Origin of the sequence: Nocardioides sp. Soil805 (assembly GCF_001429625.1) — a bacterium.
Lineage (GTDB): Bacteria > Actinomycetota > Actinomycetes > Propionibacteriales > Nocardioidaceae > Nocardioides.
The window spans coordinates 1,954,913-1,975,972 of record NZ_LMSU01000001.1; the positions used below are offsets into that span (position 1 = coordinate 1,954,913).

Below are 21,060 nucleotides of genomic sequence, written 5' to 3' on the forward strand. Positions count from 1 at the left end.
TCCCTGCCCGACCCGTCGGGTCAGTGCTGCCGGCCGCGGACGCGGCGGTAGACACCCATCGCCCGGCGCCCGGACGGCCGGGCCTCGAGTGCCTGCACCGTCCGCTCGGCGGGGCTGCGCCGGGCGAGGTGCAGCTCGTGGCGGGCCTCCTCGAGCTCGCGCACCAGGTTGGCCTCGGACTCACGCAGGCGCGAGCCCTCGACCAGCAGCGCCGTGATGGCGTCGAGCGCGGCGGGCAGCAGCTCGTCGGCGGGCGCCGTGTCAGGGTCGACGAAGGTCTCCGAGGGCGCGCCGAGCAGGTCCGCGAGGTCGCCCACCACGTCGTACCCGCGCTGCTCCACCTCCGTGATCCACGAGCGTGAGAGGTCCTGGACCCAGGCGTGGGTGGCCGGCGGCAGGCCGAGGCGGGCGCTGGAGGTGCGCCGCGACAGGGTCTGGTGGGCGAGCAGCTCGCGCACCAGCGGTCGGTAGTCGGGCGGGTCGACGACCGGCGTGACGCGCTTGTTGACCAACCGCAGCAGCGCGGTCTCGGGGACACCCAGGGACGGGTTGGCCCGCTCGGGCGTCAGGTCGAGGTCGAGGCCGTCCAGGCCGAAGGTGCGGCTGAAGCGGCGCCACAGCTCGTCGGGCGCCGCGCCGGGACGCGGCACGGTCACGACGTGCACCTGCTCGGGCGGCAGCAGCGCGCCCCAGCGGTCGAGGATGTCGGGGATCTCCTGCGCGCCCCAGAACCACGAGCCGATCCGGGTGTCGCGGTCGGGGTCGCGGATCATCTCCAGGAAGTGGGCGTAGGAGACGAGGCTGCGATGCTTGACGTTCTCCTGCCACTCGGCCGGCACCTGCCGGACCAGGTCACGCACCGAGAGGACCAGGTGCACCTCGGCGCCCTCGCCGAACGACGTCATCGCCCGGTCGATCTGCATGGGCGAGGCGGTGGAGAGGATCTCGTGGCTGATGATCGAGGTGCCGGGCCACGCACGCACCTGCTCGGCCAGCCGGTCCCAGGCGCCGACGGCCTCGGTCTCCAGCCCGCCCCAGGTGAGGCGCATCAGGTCGAGCGCGGCGAGGAAGTGGCCGTCGAAGCGGTCGGCGGGGTAGAGGATGCCGTGGCCGCGCAACGCCTCGCGGTTGCGGAAGAGCACGTCCTGGAGGTACGACGTGCCGGTCTTGGGGGTGCCGACGTGCACGAGCACGCGTCGCCGGGGGGCATCGGTCCCGGACGACGGGGTCGGGGTGGTCGTCACCGCGTCTCCTTCGTCCAGTCGTCGTCCACCAGCATCCGCACCGCCAGCTCCAGCACTGCGGCGTCGGGGCGCTCGGGCGCCGGCGTCTCGCCGGTCAGGACCGGGGCGACGGCGGCGGGATCGCCGACGACAGGGTAGCCAGCCCGCTGGAGGCGACCGGTCATCCGCTCGGCGGCGCGCGTCACCCACTCCCGGTGCTCGTCGGGGACGCTGACCTGCGGCATGGTCGTGCGCGGGATCCGCGGCCACAGGGCCTGGGACATCAGCGCCGCCCGCTCGTCGGTCGGGACCAGCACCCCGACGACGGTGGCGATGCGTCGGGCGAGCTCTGCGGCGTCGGCGCCCGGACGCCGCGGCGCGGGCACGCGTCGTACGCCGAGGGCGTGCGGCAGCGCGGTCGGGTCGAGCACGACCCGCACGCCGCCCGGTGAGCCGGCGTGGCGCTCGGCGACGGCGGGCAGGTCGATGCGGGGCGGCAGCTGGCCGCGCTGCTGCCAGAACCGCAGCCACTCCGGCCAGCCGAAGGAGCCGCGCTCGAAGCAACGCCGGGTCCACACGTCGGCCAGCATCTGGTCCAGGGGTGCGCCGACCACGACCATCGGTCCCCGCCCGAGCCGCCGCGGACCCAGCGCCTCGCGCGCGGCGACCGCCAGGACGGGGTCGCCGGCCACCCGGTGGTGCTGTCCCCAGGGCCGCGGCAGGCCACGAGCAGCGCGCGCCGGGCCGAGGCGGACGACGTCCTCGGCGAGCACGCTGGTGGCGACCCGGACCAGCTCGTCGGCGGGCAGGGTGGCGGGGTCGACGGGTCGGGGCCCGTAGCCCGATCCGGGGACGCCGACCAGCGCCAGGTCGGGCTTGCCGCGCCCGGGTGCCGCGGCGGTCAGCACCCGCTGGGCGACGTCGGGGGCGACCCCACCGGCCAGGTTGAGGCGGCGGAGCAGCTCGAGCTGCTGGGCACCGGGCAGCACCCGCCCGGTGGCCGGCGCCTCGCCCGTCCAGGCCGACCACGGCGTCGTACCGCCGTCGCGCAGGTGGGCGACCCAGCCCCACGCACGTGCGGCCCCGGGGCTCCCGGCGACCGGCGCGGCCGCGGCGTGGCTCACCGCTCGCGCAGCCGGCGGGCCTGGTCACGCAGGCGACGGACCGGGGTCTCGGCGTCGGTGCGCTCGGCGGCCTCGCGGGTCATCACCGTGAGGGCGTCGAGGGCGGCGCCGAGCTGGAGCTTGGGGCTGACCCGGTCGGGATTGCGCCACGGCGCGTCCGGCGCGGGTCGGCGCGGGCGCAGGTCGTCGACGTCGCCGATGACGTCGACCCCGCTGCCCTTGATCCAGTCGATCCAGAGATCGGCCTGCGCCTCGGCGTGGTCGAAGCGCTCGGGGGGCAGGCGGACCGGGATCGAGTCACGGCTGACCAGCACCTCCTGGGCGAGCAGCTCGCGGATGAGGCCGTCGTACGTCGCATCGCGCCACATCGGCAGCTCGAGGCGACGGTTGAGGCGCCGCAGCAGCTGGGTCTCGGCGATGCCGAGGCTGCGGTTGGCGCGCTCGGAGTCGAGGGGTGCCCACGTCGGGTCGATGCCGAAGGCGCGACAGAAGCGGAACCACAGCTCGTTGCCGGTCGGGCCGCGGTCGTGCGGCACGGTCACGACGTGCACCCGCTCGGGGGGCAGCTTGGCGCCCCAGTTGCTGAGCACGGCCGGCAGGTCCATCGCGCTGCGGAACCAGGTCTGGCCGCGCTCGACCTTGGTGAGGAACCGGTTGAAGGTCCACTTGCGGCCCTGCTTGATGCTCTCCTGCCACGCGGCCGGCAGCTGGCGGCCGAGGTCGCGCGCGGAGTAGACGACGTGGATCTCGCTGCCCTCGAGGTCGTTCATGACCCGGGCGATCTTGTCCGGCTTGGCCGGGGCGAGGATCTCGTGGCTGATGACCACGGTGCCGCTGGCGCGGCGTACGCGCTTGACCATCGCGTCCCACGCGCCGTGCGCGTGCCCGGGGGCTCCACCCCAGTCCTGCTCGAGCAGGTCGAGCGCCGCACGGAAGTGGAAGAGGTCCGCGTCGACGAAGCGGTTCTTGGTCGGGATCGTCACCCCGTGGTCCGACAGGGACGACTGGTTGAGCATCAGCCGGTCCTGCAGGTAGGTCGTCCCCGTCTTGGGGGCGCCGATGTGGAGGTAGACGACGCGGCTCATGCGGGGAATTGTGCCCGACGCCCGCGGCCGCGCTGCGAGGGCACCGTCAGCTCCCGGCCAGCGCGCGTACGACGGCGCTGGGACTGGGGCGCCCGAGCCGCCCGGCCATCCACACGCTGGTGGCCACCACCGCGTCGAGGTCGACCCCGTGCTCGATGCCGAGGCCGGTGAGCATCCACACGAGGTCCTCGGTGGCGAGGTTGCCGGTGGCGGACTTCGCGTAGGGGCAGCCGCCGAGGCCGCCCGCGCTGGCGTCGAAGGTGGTGATGCCCTCCTGGAGCGCGGAGTAGGCGTTGGCCAGCGCCTGGCCGTAGGTGTCGTGGAAGTGCATGGCCAGCTGGTCGGTGCGCATCCCGGCGTCGACGAAGGCGTGGACGAGGTCCTTGACGTGCCCGGCGGTGCCGACCCCGATGGTGTCGCCGAGGCTGAGCTCGCTGGCGCCGAGGTCGAAGAGCCGCTTGCCGACCGACACCACCTGCTCGATCGGGACCGCACCCTCCCACGGGTCGCCGAAGCACATGGAGACGTAGGCGCGGACGTCGAGGCCGGCGTCGCGGGCCCGGGTGACGGTCGGCTCGAACATCGCGAACTGCTCGTCGAGGCTGCGGTTGAGGTTCTTGCGGGCGAACGTCTCGGTGGCGCTGCCGAAGATCGCGATGTGTCGCACGCCGAGCTCGAGGGCCCGGTCGAGGCCGCGCTCGTTGGGGACCAGCACGGGGTGCACGCGGCCCGCCTCGCCGAGCATGGTCATCAGGTCGGCGGCGTCGGCCAGCTGCGGCACCCACGTCGGGTGGACGAAGCTGGTGGCCTCCACGACCGGCAGGCCGGCCGCGACCAGGCGGCGTACGAACTCGGCCTTGTCCTCGGTGGCGACGATCCCCTGCTCGTTCTGCAGGCCGTCGCGGGGGCCGACCTCGTAGATGGTGACGTGATCGGGCATGTTGCTCACTGGATGTCTCCTCGGTTTCGACACGCTCGCTGCGCTCCCTGCTCAACCAGCGGAGTCTGCCTCGACGACGAGGAGGACCGCGCCGAGCGGCACCTGCTGGCCGGCCGCGACGTGGACCTCGGTGACCGTGCCGGCGAAGGGTGCCTTGAGCGCGAGCTCCATCTTCATCGCCTCCATGGCTCCCAGCGTCTCACCCTCGTCCACCTGCTGGCCGACGGTGACGTGGACGTCGAGGACGGTGCCGGGCATCGGGGCGAGCAGCGTGCCGTCGCCGACGGCCGGACCGTGGTCGGCGAAGGCGTCGGGCCGCTCGAAGGAGTGCCGCTGCCCGCGGTGGGCCACCTCGACCTTGTGCGCGGTGGCGTTGACGTACGCCGTCTCGCGGCTGCCGTCGAGGGAGAGCACGGCCGTGTGGTCGGCGAGCCGGTGCTCTCTCACGAAGTAGTCGTCGACGCGGTGTCCGGGGACGTCGACGCGCAGCTCGCGTCGACCCTCGGGGGTCTCGAGCGCCACCAGGGTCCGGGCGTGCGGGCCGGCGACCCGCCAGCCGTCGGTCGCGAACGGGTCTCCGGGCCGGTCGCTGAAGCGCGGGCTGTGCAGCACCGCGTCGACCCAGGCGGCGGTCACGAGCGCGACCTCGGGATCGGGCGCCGCCACCTCGGCGTGGTCCAGCCACGCGGTGTCGATGGCGGCCTCGCGGAACTCGGTCCCGGCCGCCAGGGCGCGGACGAAGCCGGTGTTGGTGGTGAGGCCGAGGACGCCGGTGCGGTCGAGGGCGTCGACCAGCGTCGTGCGCGCCTCCTCGCGGTCCGCACCCCACGCGATGACCTTGCCGAGCATCGGGTCGAAGCCGGAGGTGACGACCTGGCCGGACTCCAGCGCCGCGTCGACGCGCACCGGCGCGGCCGGGTCGCCGAACGGGGTGGCGGGCCAGCGGACCAGCTCGGCGGTGCCCGCCTGCGGCAGGAACCCACCGAAGGAGTCCTCGGCGTAGATCCGCGCCTCGACGGCGTGGCCCTCGAGGGTGACGTCGTCCTGGGTGAAGTCGAGCGGACGACCGGCGGCGACGAGCAGCTGCTGCTCGACGAGGTCGATCCGCTCGCCGCGGACCCGGACGACCGCCTCGGTCACCGGGTGCTCGACCTGGAGGCGGGTGTTCATCTCGAGGAAGTACACCTCCCCCGAATCGCTGTCGAGGAGGAACTCGACCGTGCCGGCGTTGGTGTAGCCGACCTCGCGGCACAGCGCCACCGCGCTGCGGGTGACCAGCTCGCGCTGGGCCTGGGTGATCGTGGGGGCCGGGGCCTCCTCCAGCACCTTCTGGTGGCGGCGCTGCGTCGAGCAGTCGCGCTCGAAGAGGTGCACGACGTTGCCGTGGTGGTCGGCGAGCACCTGGACCTCGATGTGGCGTCCGTGCTCGACGTACTTCTCGATGAGGATCGTATCGTCGCCGAACGCGCTGAGCGCCTCACGCCTCGCGGCGGCCAGCGCGGCGTCGTACTCGCTGCTCGAGCGGACGATGCGCATGCCCTTGCCGCCCCCGCCGGCGGCGGCCTTGACGAGCACGGGGTAGGCGAAGCCGGCCGGGTCGGCGTCGAGGTCGTACGACGGCACCACGGGCACGCCGGCGGCGACCGCGATGTCGCGGGCGGCGTCCTTCTTGCCCATCGCCTCCATCACGCCCGAGCCGGGACCGACCAGGACGATCCCGTCGGTCCCCTCGATCTCGCGGGCGAAAGCGGCGCGCTCGGAGAGGAAGCCGTAGCCGGGGTGGATCGCCTCCGCGCCGCTGTCCCGGGCGGCCGCGACGATGGCCTCGACGTCGAGGTAGCCCGGCACCTCGAGGGCCTCGTCGGCCTCGCGCACGTGGGCGGCGTCGCGGTCGGCGGCGGTGAAGACGGCGACCGTGCGCAGGCCCGTCGCGTGGGCGGTGCGCAGCACGCGCAGGGCGATCTCGCCGCGATTGGCGACCAACAGTGCGTCCACGGTCTCGGTTCCTTCTGTAGGTTTCGACGCGCCCGTTGCGACCTCGTGGCCTCGGTCGCCGGGCTTGCTCAACCTGAGCGCGCCCACGCGCCGCGCTCGTTCCTCGCTCGTCACTGCGCGCTCACATCCGGAAGATGCCGTAGGAGGGGTCCGGCACCGGGGCGTTGGCCGCCACCGCCAGGCCCATGCCGAGCACCCGGCGGGTGTCGGCGGGGTCGATCACACCGTCGTCCCACAGCCGGGCGGTGGAGTAGTACGGCGAGCCCTGGGTCTCGTACTGGTCGCGGATCGGCGCCTTGAACGCCTCGACCTGCTCGTCGGTCTCGAGGTCGGTGCGCACGGTCGCCAGGACGCTGGCCGCCTGCTCGCCGCCCATCACCGAGATCCGCGCGTTGGGCCACATCCACAGGAAGCGCGGGTCGTAGGCCCGCCCGCACATGCCGTAGTTGCCGGCGCCGAACGAGCCACCGATGACGACGGTGAACTTCGGGACCACGCTGCACGCCACCGCGGTGACCAGCTTGGCGCCGTCGCGGGCGATGCCGCGGTTCTCGTACTCCCGCCCGACCATGAAGCCGGTGATGTTCTGCAGGAAGACCAGCGGGATGCCGCGCTGGTTGCACAGCTCGATGAAGTGCGCGCCCTTGAGCGCCGACTCGCTGAACAGGATGCCGTTGTTGGCGACGATCCCGACGTCGTAGCCGTGGATCTTGGCGAAGCAGGTCACCAGGGTCTCGCCGTACAGCTTCTTGAACTCGTGCATCCGGCTGCCGTCGACGATGCGGCGGATGACGTCGCGCACGTCGTACGGCGTGCGGGTGTCGGTGGGGACGACGTCGTACAGCGAGTCGGGCGACTCGTGCGGCTCCTCGACCGGGCCGGGCTCGATCCGGCGCCCCGGGGTCGGGTAGCCGGACGTCGCCGGGAGCGTGTCGACGATGCTGCGCACGATGGCCAGCGCGTGGGCGTCGTCCTCCGCGAGGTGGTCCACGACCCCGGACTTCCGCGCGTGGACGTCGCCACCGCCGAGGTCCTCCGCGCTCACGACCTCGCCGGTCGCGGCCTTCACCAGCGGCGGGCCGCCGAGGAAGATCGTGCCCTGCTCCTTGACGATCACCGTCTCGTCCGACATCGCCGGCACGTAGGCGCCGCCGGCGGTGCACGAGCCCATCACGGCGGCGATCTGCGGGACGCCCTGCGCGCTGAGGTTGGCCTGGTTGAAGAAGATCCGGCCGAAGTGCTCGCGGTCGGGGAAGACGTCGTCCTGCATCGGCAGGAACGCCCCGCCGCTGTCGACGAGCGCGATGCAGGGCAGGTTGTTGTCCGCAGCCACCGTCTGCGCACGCAGGTGCTTCTTGACCGTCATCGGGTAGTAGGTGCCGCCCTTGACGGTGGCGTCGTTGGCGATCACCACGACCTCGCGGCCGTTCACGCGGCCGATGCCGGTCACGATGCTGGCGCTCGGCACCGCGTTGAGGTCGTCCGCGTCGCGGCCGTACATCCCGTACGCCGCCAGCGGGCTCAGCTCCAGGAACGGGCTCCCCGGGTCCAGCAGTCGGTCCACCCGGTCGCGCACCAGCAGCTTGCCGCGCCCGGTGTGCTTCGCCCGGGCCGCCTCGCTGCCCCCCTGCCGGACCACGGCCAGGCGCTCGCGCAGGTCTGCGACGAGGTCGCGCATGGACGGAGCGTCGCCGAGGTCGCGCATCGACGGTGGGGCCGGGGTGCTGGAGCTGGTGGCGTCGGTCACGCGCTCAGGTTAGCGATCGTTAACCTGCTCTGTCGACCGGCGGCCCCGCCGGGCGCTCCACGACCCCCGCGAGCGCCCGTACCGCAGTGAGGTGCCGGGTGAGGATCGCGCGCACCCCGCGATCGGTCAGGCGGTCCGGGGGGACGAACCGGTACTCACCCTCCGGCTCCGCCACCGTGACGACCTCGTCTGCCAGGCCGGTGAGCAGCGCCCGCAGGATCCGGGCCTGCCGAGGGGCCCGCGCGGGTGCCAGGCCCAGGCCCAGCAGCACCCGACGGCACAGGTCCAGCAGTCGCTGGTCGAACCCCCCGACGGTGACGGCCATGGCCGGGTCGTGTCGCGCCCACGCCCGGTAGGCGTGGAGCAGCCGGAGTCTCTCGAGCGCGACGCCCCGGGTCGGCACGTGGACGGCCAGGACGACGACCGCGTCCTCCATGCCGGGTGGCTCGCCGCGGCCGAACCTGCCCAGGGCGAAGGGGTGCGAGCCCAGCTCGTGCCTGAAGTGGTCGTCGACCGCGGAGAACGCGCAGGCCAGCAGGTGGGACTGGTTGCGGAAGTAGTACCGGACGGTGCTGGGGCTCAGGTCGCCCTCCGTGGCGACCGCTCGCACGGTGGCAGCGCCGCAGCCGGCCCGCAGGACGATCCGCTCCACGGCGGCGTACACGTCGACGTGGTAGCTCAGGTTCTGAGGTCTCATGCGGGCCTCCTACCCCGATCCACCGACGCGGCATCCGGTTGTCCAGAGGGACCGACCCGCGCGGGTGCGCAGTGAATGGGGGTGGCCGGACCTCGCTTCCCTGCGCGGGTGCGCAGGCAAGGGCACCGGGGATCCCTCCGAGGCCGCGCGGGCGCGCAGGGAAGGGGGCAGAGGATCCCCTCCATGGCTGCGCGCGTGGTCAGCACCACCGTGGACGACGCCACCCACCCCGGTTAGCGGGCGCTAACCTTGCGCGGTGAGTCCGCGGCGGCAGCAGATCCTCGACATCGCCGCGGACCTGTTCGCCCAGCGGGGGTTCCACGGCGTCTCGGTGGCCGACCTCGGGGCGGCGTGCGGCATCTCGGGCCCCGCGCTCTACAAGCACTTCCCGTCCAAGGACGCCGTGCTCGCCGAGATGCTCGTCTCCATCAGCGAGGAGCTGCTCGCGGTGGGCCGGCAGCGAGCCGGCACCGCGGCCGGCCCGACCGACGCCGTGGCGGCCCTCGTCGAGTGGCACGTCGAGTTCGCGCTGGCCCACCGCGCGCTGATCGTCGTGCAGGACCGGGACTGGTCCTCGCTCGCCGACGACGCCCGCGAGCAGGTGCGCGCGCTTCAGCGGGCCTACGTCGACGTCTGGGCCGGGCAGCTGCGCCTCGTGCACGAGGGCCTCGGACTCGACCGCGCCCGGGCCATGGCGCACGTGGCCTTCGGGCTGCTCAACTCCACCCCGCACAGCAGCCTCCTGCCCGACGACCAGATGCACGAGCTGCTGCGCGACATGGCCCTCGGGGCACTGCTGTCCCCCCGTTAGGGTGGGCTTCATGAAGCTCAGTGACACGCTCGAGTCCGCGTTCAACGCGCAGATCACGCTGGAGTTCCAGGCCTCCCTGGTCTACCGGCAGCTGGCCATCGAGCTGGAGCTGAGGGACCTCCCGGGCATGTCGGCATGGCTGCGCCACCAGGCCGACGAGGAGATCGTCCACGCCAACAAGTTCATCGACCACGTCGCCGACCGCGACAACCACCCGGCCATCGGCGCCATCTCGGCCCCGGACGTCGCCGTCGACTCGGTGCTCGACGCCTTCCAGGCGGCGCTGGCGCACGAGCAGAAGGTCTCCGAGTCGATCCGCAACCTCTACCGGACCGCCGAGGCCGAGGGCGACCTCGACTCGAGGCCGCTGCTCAACTGGTTCCTCGAGGAGCAGATCGAGGAGGAGGCCACGGTCAGCGAGATCATCGGGCGGGTCGTCATGATCGACGACGACGGCCCCGGCCTGCTACGGCTCGACGAGGAGCTCGGCATGCGTCCGGTCGCGACCACCGAGGCAAAGGCCTGATCGAGGCCTGACCCGGGCCTGACGCAGGCCTCACCACCAGCGCCCGACGTCGGCTTCCGGGTCGGCCTCGAGCGCAGTCAGGATCCGCGCGGCCCGCAGCGCGGCGTCCTCCGCCACCGCGAGGTCGTCGGCGCCCCCGCGGCCGGCGAGCGCGTGCAGCCCGGCGAGCACCGCCTCCCGCGACAGGCCCCGGAGCTGGAGCAGCACGAACGGGTCCGCCTGGAGCAGCCAACCCACCTGGGTCAGCACGGCCAGCGCGTGCGGGCACGGGTCGAGCCACGAGTCGCACGTGCAGGTGGAGCCGAGCTCCCCGCCGTACGGCAGCAGCTCGATGCCGGCCTCCTCGCAGGCCTCGAGCAGCGCGTAGGGCAGCTGGCCGGCCAGCATCGCGGCGATCCGTCCCGACTCGGCCCCGACGAGCTCGACGAACGTGGCGCGGTCGCGCTCGTCGAGGACCGGCACGCTGATCGTGACGGTCCACGCGTCGTCGCGGTCGCTCACCGCGGCGACCGCGGAGCCGGAGTCGACGGCGATGGCCCCGACCTCCCCCGCGCGGGCCAGCGCCCGCCCCCGGCGCAGCTCGGCGACCGCGAAGGCCGACTCCTCCACCGCCCGGCCCCACGCCTTGCTCCACCACGTGCCGCCTCCACCGCCCCGCCGCGGGGGGATCCGGGGATGGGTGACCGTGTGGCGGCCGGTCACGGACGCGTCCCGCGCAGCTCCACCAGGTCGCGCAGCTCGTCGTTGCTCAGCTCGGTGAGCCCGGCCTCCCCCCGGCCCAGCACCGTGTCGGCGAGGGCGCGCTTGCGGGAGAGCAGCTCGGCGATCTTCTCCTCGATCGTGCCCTGGGTGATGAAGCGGTGCACCTGCACGGGCCGGGTCTGCCCGATCCGGTAGGCGCGGTCGGTGGCCTGCTCCTCGACGGCGGGGTTCCACCACCGGTCCACGTGGATGACGTGGTCGGCCCGGGTGAGGTTGAGCCCCGTGCCACCGGCCTTGAGCGACAGCAGGAAGACCGGCACCCCGCCCTCGGCACCGGCCGTGCCGTCGGCGGACCCGGCCTGGAACCGCGCCACCATCGCCTCCCGCTCCCGGACGGGGGTGCCGCCGTGCAGGAACTGGTGCGGCACCCCCGCCCGGGCCAGGTGGCGCTCAAGCAGCCGCGCCATCGCGACGTACTGGGTGAACACCAGGGCGGCACCGCCCTCGGCGAGCACGGTGCCGATCAGCTCGTCGAGCAGGTCGAGCTTCTCCGAGCGGCCGGCCGGTCGGGGGTCGGACTGCTTGAGGAAGTGGGCCGGGTGGTTGCAGATCTGCTTGAGCCCGGTGAGCAGCGTGAGCACCAGCCCGCGGCGGGTGTCCTCGTCGGCCTCCTCGATGCGCCGCATGCAGTCGCGCACGTAGGTCTCGTAGAGGACGACCTGCTCGCGGGTCAGCCCGATCAGGTGGTCGGTCTCGGTCTTGGCCGGCAGCTCGGGGGCGATCCCGGGGTCCGACTTGCGGCGGCGCAGCAGGAACGGGCCGATCAGGTCGGCGAACTGGCGCGCCTTGGTCGGCTCGAGGCCCGACTCGATGGGGGCCGCCCACACCTTGCGGAAGGCGTTGCGGCTGCCGAGCAGGCCCGGGACCGCCCAGTCGAGGATCGCCCAGAGCTCGGTGAGGTCGTTCTCGACGGGGGTGCCGGTCAGCGCGACCCGCGCGGCGCTCGGGATCGTCCGCAGCGCCCGGGCCGTCGAGGACCGGGCGTTCTTGACGTGCTGCGCCTCGTCGGCGACCACGAGCCCCCACGCGACGCCCGCCAGCTGCTCGGCGTCGTTGCGCATCGTCCCGTAGGTCGTCAGCACGAAGCCCGGGTCGCCGAGCACCTCGTCGGCACCCAGCCCCTCCAGCGTGCGTCCCGCACCGTGCAGGCGACGGACGGGTACGCCGGGGGCGAACCGCCGGATCTCGGCTTCCCAGTTGCCGAGCAGCGACGCCGGGCACACCACGAGGGTCGGCCCGCGACGTTGCGTCGGTTGAGCAGCGAGCGGAGCGAGGGTGTCGAAGCCCGCCTCGTGCCGGTGAAGGTGCAGCGCGATGACCTGCACCGTCTTGCCCAGGCCCATGTCGTCGGCCAGGCAGGCGCCGAGCCCGAGCCCGGTCAGCTCGGCCAGCCAGGTGAACCCGTGGCGCTGGTAGTCGCGCAGCGTGGCCGCCAGCCCGGCCGGCACCTCGATCGGGTCCCGCACGGCCGCGGTCAGGAGCTGGTCGCGGACCCTGAGCAGCGAGGCACCGACGACCGCCTGGTGCTCGACGTCCTCGACCTGCACGACCTCGGTGAGCGTGGCGGCGAGGGCGGCAGCCGGCGCGACCCGCTTGATCAGCCGCTTGCGCGCCCGCTTGAGCACCGCGGAGTCGACGACCGTCCAGTGGTCGCGGATCCTGATGACCGGCGTCGCGGCGGTGGCCAGCGCGTCCATCTCCTCGTCGCTGAGCGCGTCGCCGTGCAGCGCCAGCTGCCAGGAGAACCCGAAGAGCGCGTCCGGCCCGAACAGCCCGGTCTGCAGGGGCTCGTCGCGGCCGGCGGAGGGCCCGGACAGCACGACGCGCGAGGTCACGTCGCGATCGAGGTAGCGCGGCCACAGCACCTGCACCCCGACCGCGTCGAGGGCCAGCGCCCCCTCGTCGAGCAGGCTCAGCAGCTCGTCGCTGTCCAGGGTGATCTGGTCGGGGACCCGCAGCGCCAGCAGCCGGTCGAGCACCGGCCAGGCCTCCGCGGCCGCGCGCAGGGCGATGGAGGCGTGCGTGCGAGCCCGGTCGCCGAAACCGTGGCTGCTGCCGGGCTCGTCGCCCTCGGTCCACAGCAGGGCGGCGTCCGCGACGTGCGCGGCGTTGTCGGCGGCCACGACCTGGAGGACCAGGCGCACGGCGCCCGCGACCAGCTCCTCCTCGTCGGCCTCGACCCGGAGCGCGAGGTTGACCAGCTGGGGGCGGTCGTCGCTGCCCCGCGCCCTCGCGCGGGCGACCCGCTCCTCGAGGCGGCGGGTGAAGTCGGGGTCCACACGACGCGGCGCGGCCGCTGTCGCCGCGTCCCGCGCGGGACTGCGGCGGGTCGCCAGGGGCGCGGCCCGGGGCATGGCGTCGGCCACCGCGTCCAGGACCGCACGGACGATGCCCTCGGCCGTGCCCTCGTCGAGCCCCTCGCGCGCCCGGGCGCGGGCGAGCTGGGCGATCCGGTCCTCGTCGGTGGCGTCGAGGCCGGCCACCTGCCAGCGGGTGCCGGTCTCGTCGGGGCCGAAGCGCCCGGCGGCCACGAGGCGCATGCCCAGCAGGGCGGCGCCGCTGAGCAGGGCGACGCTGGGGTGCACGTCGGACTGCGCGTGCGCCCGGGTCAGCACCGGCAGCGCGCCGCGGATCGGGAGGCTGACCGTGCGCCGACCACCGGTGAACTCGACCGTCCCGTCGCGGGGCTGCTCTCCCGCCCTGAAGGTGGCGGGACCGCTGACCGGGACGAAGCTCACGTCCCGCAACCTAGCCCGCGGCCCCGACACCCGTGCGTGCCGGCAGCGGCTAGCGTCGTACCCATGGACATCCTCGACTCCCCCCTCGCCCGCCTCGACGGCACCCCCGGCACGCTCCGCGACCTCACGGGCGGCCGCCCAGCCCTGCTGGTCAACGTCGCCAGCAAGTGCGGCCTGACGCCGCAGTACGCCGGGCTCGAGGAGCTGCAGGAGAAGTACGCCCACCGCGGCTTCACCGTCGTCGGGCTGCCGTGCAACCAGTTCGGCGGCCAGGAGCCCGGCAGCTCGGAGGAGATCGCGGAGTTCTGCTCGGCGACGTACGGCGTGAGCTTCCCGATGAGCGAGAAGGTCGAGGTCAACGGCGAGGACCGCCACGAGGTCTACCGCCGGCTCGTCGAGACGCCCGACGAGAAGGGCGAGGCCGGCGACGTCCAGTGGAACTTCGAGAAGTTCCTCCTCGACGCCGACGGCGCCGTCGTCGCCCGCTTCGGCCCACGCGTGGAGCCGCAGGACCCGCGGGTCGTCGACCACATCGAGACGCTGATCGGCTGACGTGGACGTCGCCGCGCTGCTCGTCGACCACCCGGTGGTCGACGGCCACAACGACCTGCTGTGGACCGCCCGGGACCTGACCGCCTACGACTGGGGCCGGCTCGACGTCGGCGCCGGCGGCACGCCCACGCACACCGACCTCCCCCGGCTGCGCGCCGGCGGGGTGGGCGCGCAGTTCTGGTCGGTCTACGTCCCGACCCGCCTGGGCGGCGGGCACGCGGTGAGCGCCACGCTCGAGCAGGTCGACGCGGCGTACGCCCTCACCGAGCGGTACGCCGACCGGCTGGTGCTGGCGCGCACCGCGGACGAGGTCGAGGCGGCCTGGGCGTCGGGGCGGATCGCCTCCCTCCTGGGCGCCGAGGGCGGGCACTCGATCGACTGCTCGCTCGGGACGCTGCGCGCGCTGCACGCCCTCGGGGTGCGCTACCTGACGCTGACCCACAACGCGAACACCCCGTGGGCCGACTCCGCCACGGACCGCCCCGTGGCCGGCGGGCTGACGCCCTTCGGGCGCGAGGTCGTGCGCGAGATGAACCGGGTCGGGATGATGGTCGACCTCTCCCACGTCTCCGCCGACACCATGCGCGACGCCCTCGCGGTCACCGAGGTCCCGGCGATCTTCAGCCACAGCTCGGCGCGCGCGGTGACCGACAGCCCGCGCAACGCCCCGGACGACGTGCTGGAGACGCTGCGCGACCAGGGCGGGGTCTGCATGGTGACGTTCGTGCCCAAGTTCGTGAACCAGGCCTGCGCGGACTGGCACCGCGCGGCCGTCGAGGCGGCGGCCGCCGAGGGCATCGCCGAGGCCGACGGGGCGCGCTTTTCGCCCTGGTACGCCGCCCACCGCGCGGCCCACCCGGAGCCGGTCGCCGACCTGTCCGACGTGGTCGCGCACTGCGAGCACGTGCGTGAGGTGGCCGGCATCGAGCACGTCGGGCTCGGCGGCGACTACGACGGCGTGGAGGTGCTGCCCACCGGGCTCGAGGACGTCACCGGCTACCCGAGGCTGCTGTCCGCGCTCGCCGACCGGGGCTGGTCCGCCGACGACCTGGCCCGCCTGACCTGCCGCAACGTGCTGCGGGTGATGCGTGACGTGGAGTCCGGCGCACGGACGATCCGGGCCCGACGGGGCCCGAGCCTGGCCCGCATCGAGGACGTCGACCGCCCGCACGGGTGAGGCAGCACACGTCCGAAGTCGTTCTCAAGTAGTGGGTGGTTGTCGGTGGCAACTGCCACCATTCTCCGGTGACCACAGACCTCCAGCAGCATCCCGCCGAGAGCCCGGCGGGCGGCGACTCCGACAGGCTCGACAAGAGCGTCCTCCTCGTCGCGGGCGTCGTCGTCCTCGGCGCGATCATGTCCATCCTCGACATCACCGTCGTCTCGGTGGCCCTCGAGACCTTCCAGCGCGAGTTCGACGCCACCGCGGCCGAGGTCGCCTGGACGATGACCGGCTACACCCTCGCCCTGGCCAGCGTCATCCCGCTGACCGGCTGGGCAGCCGACCGCTTCGGCACCAAGCGCCTCTACCTGCTGGCGGTGCTGCTCTTCACCGCCGGCTCCGTGCTGTGCGCCACCGCCACCAGCCTCGAGATGCTGGTGCTGTTCCGCGTCCTGCAGGGCCTCGGCGGCGGGATGCTGATGCCCCTGGGCATGACGATCCTGACCCGGGCCGCCGGTCCGGAGCGCGTCGGCCGGGTGATGGCCGTCCTCGGCATCCCCATGCTGCTCGGCCCGATCTTCGGCCCGATCCTCGGCGGTGCGCTCATCGACAGCGCCTCGTGGCACTGGATCTTCCTCATCAACCTGCCGATCGGCGCCGCCGCCATCGTCTACGCCTGGATCGTCCTGCCCAAGGACGAGGTCGAGCCGTCGGAGACCTTCGACTGGCTGGGCATGCTGCTGCTGTCCCCGGGCCTCGCGGCGTTCCTCTACGGCGTGAGCTCCATCCCCGAGCACGGCACCGCCCTGACCCCCGAGGTCATGGTCCCGATGGTCCTGGGCGCCCTGCTGATCATCGCGTTCGTGCCGTGGGCCCTCAACCGGCGCAACCTCCACCCACTGGTCGAGCTGCGCCTGTTCAAGAACCGCAACATGACGGTCGCGGTGCTGGCGATGATGCTCTTCGCGATCGCCTTCTTCGGGGCGTCGCTGCTGTTCCCGCTCTACTTCATCCAGGTCCGCGGCGAGGACGCCCTCGGCGCCGGGCTGCTGCTGGCCCCCCAGGGCATCGGCGCCATGATCACGATGCCGATCGCCGGGATCCTGGCCGACCGGATCGGGCCCGGCAAGATCGTGCTCACCGGCATCACCGTGATCACCGTCGGCATGGCGATGTTCACCCAGATCGAGGCGGACACCTCCTACCCCTACATCCTCGGTGCGCTCTTCGTGATGGGCCTCGGCATGGGCGGGACGATGATGCCGATCATGACCGCCGCGCTGGCGACGCTCACCGCGCACAACGTCGCCCGCGGCTCGACGCTGCTCAACATCACCCAGCAGGTCGCGGCCTCCATGGGCACGGCGCTGTTCTCGGTGATCCTCACCAACGAGCTCAAGGGCAAGGAGTCGGTCGCCGTCGCGGGTGCTCTGCAGTCCGCGGGTGACGACCAGGCCGCCGTGGCGGCCGTGCTCGAGAAGTTCGGGCTCAGCCCCGACCAGCTCGACGCCGTCCTGGCCCAGGTGCCCGCAGACATGGCCGACGCGTTCGCCACCGTGTTCATGGTGGCGACGATCCTCGTCGCCTGCTGCCTCATCCCGGCGGCGTTCCTGCCGCGCACCAAGGTCGCTCCGGTCGACCCCGCGGCGATGATGGGTCACTGACCCGGTCCCACGGCCGACGATGGCCCGTCCCCCTCCGCGGGGGGCGGGCCGTCGTCGTTCCGCGGGCGGGGCGCGGGACGGTCCGCAGGCCCGCGGCGACGGGCGATGGGCTCAGGCCTGGGTGCCCAGCGCCACGGGCAGCACCGCGGTGGCCCCGGCATCGCGGAGCGCGACGGCGGCGACCGTGAGGGTCCAGCCGGTGACCACGAGGTCGTCGACCAGCAGGACGGGACCGGCCGGGACGTCGGCGCGCAGCTCGTAGCGCCGCGTCACCGCCGCGACCCGCTGGGCGGAGTTGGTGGCACCCCGCCCCGGGGCCACCGACGGGTCGACGATCGCCCACGTGCCGACCACGGGCAGCTGCATCACCCGGGCGAGCCCGGCGGCGAGGTCGGCGACCAGCTGGGGGCGGGTGGCGGACTCGACGTGCACGATCGCGACCGGCCGCTCGGCCCACTCGCCCGACCAGTCCTTCATCACCGTCATCAGCCCCTGGGCGAGCGACGGCGGAACTCCGCCGTCGGGGACGCCCTCGGCGAAGAGCTCGCGCAGGGCCTGCCCGTGCCCGAGGTCGGTGAGCCGGGCGATCGCCCGGCCCTCGCCCGCTCCGGCACCGATCTTGCCCTTGAGGCCTCCGAGCCCCAGGTTGGCGAGGGCGGTGGGCCACATCTTGCGGGGCTCGACCGCCACACCGGGGCGGGACAGGCGGGCGCTGGCGGACGCCACCGCCTCCTCGGACACGGCGGTGGCCAGCGAGAGACCGCCGCAGTTGTCGCAGCGGCCGCAGTCGACGGCCTCGGGGTCGTCGAGCTGCTCGCGCAGGTAGCGCATCCGGCACTCGTCGCTGTCGAGGTAGGCCAGCATCGCGGCCTGCTCGCGCTCGCGGGCCTCGCGGACGCGGTCGTAGCGCTCGGCGTCGTAGACCCACTCGCGACCCGTCGCCTCCCACCCGCCCTGGACGCGGCGGACGGCGCCGTCGACGTCGAGCACCTTGAGCATCGCCTCGAGCCGGTTGCGACCCAGCTCGACGTACGTCTCCAAGGTGGCGGTGGACAGCGGCCGGTCGGAGCGGGCGAGCACGTCGATGGTCTGCCGGACCAGCTGCTCGGGCGGGAAGGAGAGCCCGGCGAAGTAGGCCCAGATGTCGCGGTCCTCGAGCTGCGGCAGCAGCACCACGCTCGCCTCGGACGTGCCACGCCCGGCGCGGCCGACCTGCTGGTAGTAGGCGACCGGGGACTGCGGGGCGCCGAGGTTGATGACGAAGCCGAGCGAGGCGTCGAAGCCCATGCCCAGTGCCGAGGTGGCGATCAGCGCCTTGACCCGCCCGGCGACCAGGTCGGCCTCCAGGGCCTGCCGCTCGGTGGGGTCGGTCTGCCCGGAGTAGGCGGCGACCTCGTGGCCGCGCTCGCGCAGGTAGGCCGCGACCTCCTGGGTGGCGGCGACGGTGAGGCAGTAGACGATGCCCGAGCCGGGCTGCTCGGAGAGGTGGTCGGCCAGCCAGGCGAGGCGTTGCTCGGCGGTGCGCAGGCGCAGCACCCCCAGGCGCAGGGACTCGCGGTCGAGGGAGCCGCGCAGCACGAGGACACCGGAACGCTCGTCGGCAGCGGGGTCGAGCCCCCCGCCGAGCTGCTCGGCGACGTCGGCGGTCACCCGGGCGTTGGCCGTGGCGGTCGTGGCGAGCACGGGGATCCCCTCGGGCAGGTCGCCGAGGAGGGTGCGGATCCGGCGGTAGTCGGGTCGGAAGTCGTGGCCCCAGTCGGAGATGCAGTGCGCCTCGTCGACCACCAGCAGGCCCGAGGTGGCCGCCAGCCGGGGCAGCACCTCGTCGCGGAAGCCGGGGTTGTTGAGCCGCTCGGGGCTCACCAGCAGCACGTCGACCTCCCCGGCGTTGATCGCGTCGTTGATCGGCTGCCACTGCTCGATGTTGGTGGAGTTGATGGTCACCGCCCGGATGCCGGCGCGCTCGGCGGCCTCGATCTGGTTGCGCATCAGGGCGAGCAGCGGGGAGACGATCACCGTCGGCCCGGCCCCGTGGGCGCGCAGCAGCAGGGTCGCCACGAAGTAGACCGCCGACTTGCCCCACCCGGTGCGCTGCACGACGAGCGCCCGGCGCCGGTCGACCGCGAGGGCCTCGATGGCCGACCACTGGTCCTCGCGCAGCACCGCGTCGTCGCGACCCACCAAGGCCTGGAGGTGGCGCTCGGCCTCGGCACGGACGTCGGTGGCGGTGGTCATGGCCCCATGTCTAACAGGGCGTGCCGACAGCGCTCAGCCCGCGTCGACGAAGGCCTCGCCGGTCAGGACGGGTACGACGTCGCTGGCGTCGAGCTCGGCGGCCACGACGACGTCGTCGCCGAACCCCGCGGCCGCGAGCTCGCGCCCGCCGGCGCAGTCGTGGAGGTCGCCGGGCAGCCGGGCCCCGGCACGGGCGTGCGCGGCCGCCCGCGCCTCGGGACTGAGGTCGCTCACGCCCCGCTCGAGCAGGCCCGCCAGGATCGCGCCCGCGCCCCAGAGGTCCTCCACGCAGGGGCGCAGGGTGCCGTCCGGCCACCGCTCCCCGGCCGGTACGACGACGCAGGTCGCGCCGTCGCGCACCAGCGGTGCGAGGTACGCGGCGACCGCAGAGGCGTTGCGCAGCGACCCGGCGACGACGCGGGCGCCGGTCCCCGCGAGGGCCCGGGTGATGGTCGAGCCGTTGGGCGAGGGCAGCACGATCCGCTCGACCCCGGAGACCGCGGCCATCGCCGCCGGCGACAGGCTCACCTGCCCGGCCTGCTCGCGGGCCTCGAGACGACCGACCGCCAGCAGCGCGTCGCGGGACGCGGCGTACGCCCGGGCGCTCTCGTCGCGCCACCGGTAGGGCAGGACCGCGATCCCGCGCCCCACCGCGACCGTCACGGTGGTGGTGAACGACAGCACGTCGACGACGACCGCGATGTCGGCCGGGACCAGGGCCGCGCCCACGGGGCCCCACTCGCAGCGGACGGCGTACGCACCCTGGTCGTGCCCCGGCTTGATCACCGGCCCATTCAACTCCGTCCCCGGCCCCACCGGCCCCTAGGGTGGGCGCCGTGACGACCGAGCTCGGGACCCGGCTGGGACGACGGAACACGCTGGCGTGGGCGATGGTGGCCGGGGCAGTGGTCCTCGCCGTCCCCACGGCCCGGGCCGTCCGGTCCGCGAATGACGGGCCCACGAGCCTCGGCGCGTGGGCCGTCGTGGTGACCATGACTCTCTTCTTCGTGCTGGGACCGCTCCTGCTCGCCCGGGGACTTTTCCGCATCCGCGTGTTCGTCGACGAGGCGGCGCTGACCCGCACGTACGGCGACCGGGTGGTCCACCGGCTGGAGTTCTCGCGGGTGACCCGGGTCCGGGTGCGGCGCGAGGCCTACTTCCTCACGATCACCCTGTGGGGCGACGACCCGCAGGGCCGGTCCCTGGTGTTCCCCGTGTCCAAGGCCTACGTCAGCGACCTCGAGCCGCTCGCGCGTCGCCTGGACGCCGAGCTCGTCCGGCGACCGGACCTGTTCGTCGACGAGGCCGAGCGGCGACGCTGGGCCGACGTCAGGAGTGGTGGTCGCTGATCGGCACCACGACGACCGGGCACGGCGAGTGTCGCACCACCTGGTCCGCGGTCGAGCCCGTCAGCAGCCCGCGGAAGCCGCCCGCACCGCGCCGGCCGACGACCAGCATCTCGGCGCCCTTCGCGGCGTCGAGGAGCTTGGCCGAGGACTGGCCGTGGGCCGCGTGCAGCTCGACGGTGCAGTCCTGGGGCAGGTGCAGCGCCTCCACGTCGCGGCCGAGCTGCTCGAGCACGGCCCGCTCGAAGTCCTCCGAGGGCGGGACGTAGCCCGGCGCCATGGACGCGGGACGGGGTGCGTTCGTCAGGCTCCACGCACGCAGCACGTGCAGGCAGATGCCGAGCCGGGCGGCGTGCCCGGCCGCCCACACGACCGCCTCGCTGGAGGCCTTCGACCCGTCGTGGCCCACCAGGATCCCGCCGTCGATCATCTCCGCTGTCCGCATGGAGCGAG

The 21,060-nt window shown here is 73.7% G+C and carries 18 protein-coding genes; 6 read left to right on the forward strand and 12 right to left on the reverse strand.

Going from position 1 to position 21,060, the window contains the following annotated elements:
• Positions 1 to 20: 20 nt before the first annotated feature.
• The 7 genes from ASG94_RS09495 to ASG94_RS09525 form a co-directional block, all read right to left on the reverse strand.
• Positions 21 to 1,244, reverse strand: coding sequence for a hypothetical protein (locus ASG94_RS09495; RefSeq protein ID WP_235537187.1), 1,224 nt, complete (start codon positions 1,242 to 1,244; stop codon positions 21 to 23).
• Positions 1,241 to 2,347: a hypothetical protein gene (locus ASG94_RS09500; protein ID WP_056926007.1), complete on the reverse strand. Its 1,107-nt coding sequence runs from the start codon at positions 2,345 to 2,347 to the stop codon at positions 1,241 to 1,243. Before ASG94_RS09500 ends, ASG94_RS09495 begins: the two co-directional genes overlap by 4 nt.
• Entirely contained in the window at positions 2,344 to 3,432 is a 1,089-nt protein-coding gene (locus tag ASG94_RS09505) for a hypothetical protein (RefSeq protein WP_056926008.1), read from the reverse strand. The genes ASG94_RS09500 and ASG94_RS09505 overlap by 4 nt, the downstream gene beginning before the upstream one ends.
• A 46-nt stretch (positions 3,433 to 3,478) precedes the next feature.
• Complete coding sequence (locus tag ASG94_RS09510) at positions 3,479 to 4,372, reverse strand: hydroxymethylglutaryl-CoA lyase (protein ID WP_056926410.1); 894 nt, start codon at positions 4,370 to 4,372, stop codon at positions 3,479 to 3,481.
• A 51-nt stretch (positions 4,373 to 4,423) separates the two neighbouring features.
• Positions 4,424 to 6,367: an acetyl/propionyl/methylcrotonyl-CoA carboxylase subunit alpha gene (locus ASG94_RS09515; RefSeq protein WP_056926009.1), complete on the reverse strand. Its 1,944-nt coding sequence runs from the start codon at positions 6,365 to 6,367 to the stop codon at positions 4,424 to 4,426.
• Positions 6,368 to 6,488: 121 nt separating this feature from the next.
• Positions 6,489 to 8,114 (reverse strand): carboxyl transferase domain-containing protein, encoded by a 1,626-nt coding sequence (locus ASG94_RS09520; RefSeq protein ID WP_442938470.1) that lies wholly within the window; start codon positions 8,112 to 8,114, stop codon positions 6,489 to 6,491.
• Positions 8,115 to 8,133: 19 nt separating this feature from the next.
• On the reverse strand, positions 8,134 to 8,811 hold the full coding sequence (locus ASG94_RS09525) for a hypothetical protein (RefSeq protein WP_056926010.1): 678 nt from the start codon (positions 8,809 to 8,811) through the stop codon (positions 8,134 to 8,136).
• A gap of 256 nt (positions 8,812 to 9,067) precedes the next feature.
• Between ASG94_RS09525 and ASG94_RS09530 the strand changes: the two genes are divergently transcribed.
• On the forward strand, positions 9,068 to 9,622 hold the full coding sequence (locus ASG94_RS09530; RefSeq protein WP_056926011.1) for an SACE_7040 family transcriptional regulator: 555 nt from the start codon (positions 9,068 to 9,070) through the stop codon (positions 9,620 to 9,622).
• Positions 9,623 to 9,632: 10 nt separating this feature from the next.
• On the forward strand, positions 9,633 to 10,148 hold the full coding sequence (locus tag ASG94_RS09535) for a ferritin (protein WP_056926412.1): 516 nt from the start codon (positions 9,633 to 9,635) through the stop codon (positions 10,146 to 10,148).
• A gap of 30 nt (positions 10,149 to 10,178) precedes the next feature.
• Here ASG94_RS09535 and ASG94_RS09540 read toward each other — a convergent pair whose 3' ends face one another.
• A complete protein-coding gene (locus ASG94_RS09540) occupies positions 10,179 to 10,850 on the reverse strand; it encodes an SWIM zinc finger family protein (protein WP_056926012.1) in 672 nt (223 codons plus the stop codon).
• Complete coding sequence (locus ASG94_RS09545) at positions 10,847 to 13,648, reverse strand: DEAD/DEAH box helicase (protein WP_056926013.1); 2,802 nt, start codon at positions 13,646 to 13,648, stop codon at positions 10,847 to 10,849. The genes ASG94_RS09540 and ASG94_RS09545 overlap by 4 nt, the downstream gene beginning before the upstream one ends.
• A 63-nt stretch (positions 13,649 to 13,711) precedes the next feature.
• Here ASG94_RS09545 and ASG94_RS09550 point away from each other — a divergent pair, with 63 nt between their 5' ends.
• The 3 genes from ASG94_RS09550 (at position 13,712) to ASG94_RS09560 (ending at position 17,026) form a co-directional block, all read left to right on the forward strand.
• Positions 13,712 to 14,200 carry a glutathione peroxidase gene (locus tag ASG94_RS09550; RefSeq protein ID WP_056926014.1) on the forward strand — a complete coding sequence of 163 codons (489 nt, stop codon included), beginning with the start codon at positions 13,712 to 13,714 and terminating at the stop codon, positions 14,198 to 14,200.
• A 1-nt stretch (position 14,201) separates the two neighbouring features.
• A complete protein-coding gene (locus ASG94_RS09555) occupies positions 14,202 to 15,377 on the forward strand; it encodes a dipeptidase (protein ID WP_056926015.1) in 1,176 nt (391 codons plus the stop codon).
• Between the two features lie 68 nt (positions 15,378 to 15,445).
• On the forward strand, positions 15,446 to 17,026 hold the full coding sequence (locus ASG94_RS09560; protein WP_056926016.1) for a DHA2 family efflux MFS transporter permease subunit: 1,581 nt from the start codon (positions 15,446 to 15,448) through the stop codon (positions 17,024 to 17,026).
• Between the two features lie 111 nt (positions 17,027 to 17,137).
• Here ASG94_RS09560 and ASG94_RS09565 read toward each other — a convergent pair whose 3' ends face one another.
• On the reverse strand, positions 17,138 to 19,261 hold the full coding sequence (locus tag ASG94_RS09565) for a RecQ family ATP-dependent DNA helicase (RefSeq protein ID WP_056926017.1): 2,124 nt from the start codon (positions 19,259 to 19,261) through the stop codon (positions 17,138 to 17,140).
• 33 nt (positions 19,262 to 19,294) lie between these two features.
• Positions 19,295 to 20,047, reverse strand: coding sequence for a 2-phosphosulfolactate phosphatase (locus tag ASG94_RS09570; protein WP_235537188.1), 753 nt, complete (start codon positions 20,045 to 20,047; stop codon positions 19,295 to 19,297).
• A gap of 50 nt (positions 20,048 to 20,097) precedes the next feature.
• On the opposite strand from ASG94_RS09570, the gene ASG94_RS09575 reads away from it, so the two are divergent.
• Complete coding sequence (locus tag ASG94_RS09575) at positions 20,098 to 20,610, forward strand: hypothetical protein (RefSeq protein WP_056926018.1); 513 nt, start codon at positions 20,098 to 20,100, stop codon at positions 20,608 to 20,610.
• Here the strand turns inward: ASG94_RS09575 and ASG94_RS09580 are convergent.
• On the reverse strand, positions 20,591 to 21,052 hold the full coding sequence (locus ASG94_RS09580; RefSeq protein ID WP_235537189.1) for a universal stress protein: 462 nt from the start codon (positions 21,050 to 21,052) through the stop codon (positions 20,591 to 20,593). The two genes, ASG94_RS09575 and ASG94_RS09580, sit on opposite strands and share 20 nt — an antisense overlap.
• Between the last annotated feature and the right edge of the window lie 8 nt (positions 21,053 to 21,060).

Coding starts and splice junctions, on each gene's coding strand:
- ASG94_RS09505 (WP_056926008.1), bottom strand. CDS start 3,432: ATGAGCCGCGTCGTCTACCTCCACATCGGCGCCCCCAAGACGGGGACG.
- ASG94_RS09510 (WP_056926410.1), bottom strand. CDS start 4,372: ATGCCCGATCACGTCACCATCTACGAGGTCGGCCCCCGCGACGGCCTG.
- ASG94_RS09525 (WP_056926010.1), bottom strand. CDS start 8,811: ATGAGACCTCAGAACCTGAGCTACCACGTCGACGTGTACGCCGCCGTG.
- ASG94_RS09535 (WP_056926412.1), top strand. CDS start 9,633: ATGAAGCTCAGTGACACGCTCGAGTCCGCGTTCAACGCGCAGATCACG.
- ASG94_RS09550 (WP_056926014.1), top strand. CDS start 13,712: ATGGACATCCTCGACTCCCCCCTCGCCCGCCTCGACGGCACCCCCGGC.
- ASG94_RS09565 (WP_056926017.1), bottom strand. CDS start 19,261: ATGACCACCGCCACCGACGTCCGTGCCGAGGCCGAGCGCCACCTCCAG.
- ASG94_RS09580 (WP_235537189.1), bottom strand. CDS start 21,052: ATGCGGACAGCGGAGATGATCGACGGCGGGATCCTGGTGGGCCACGAC.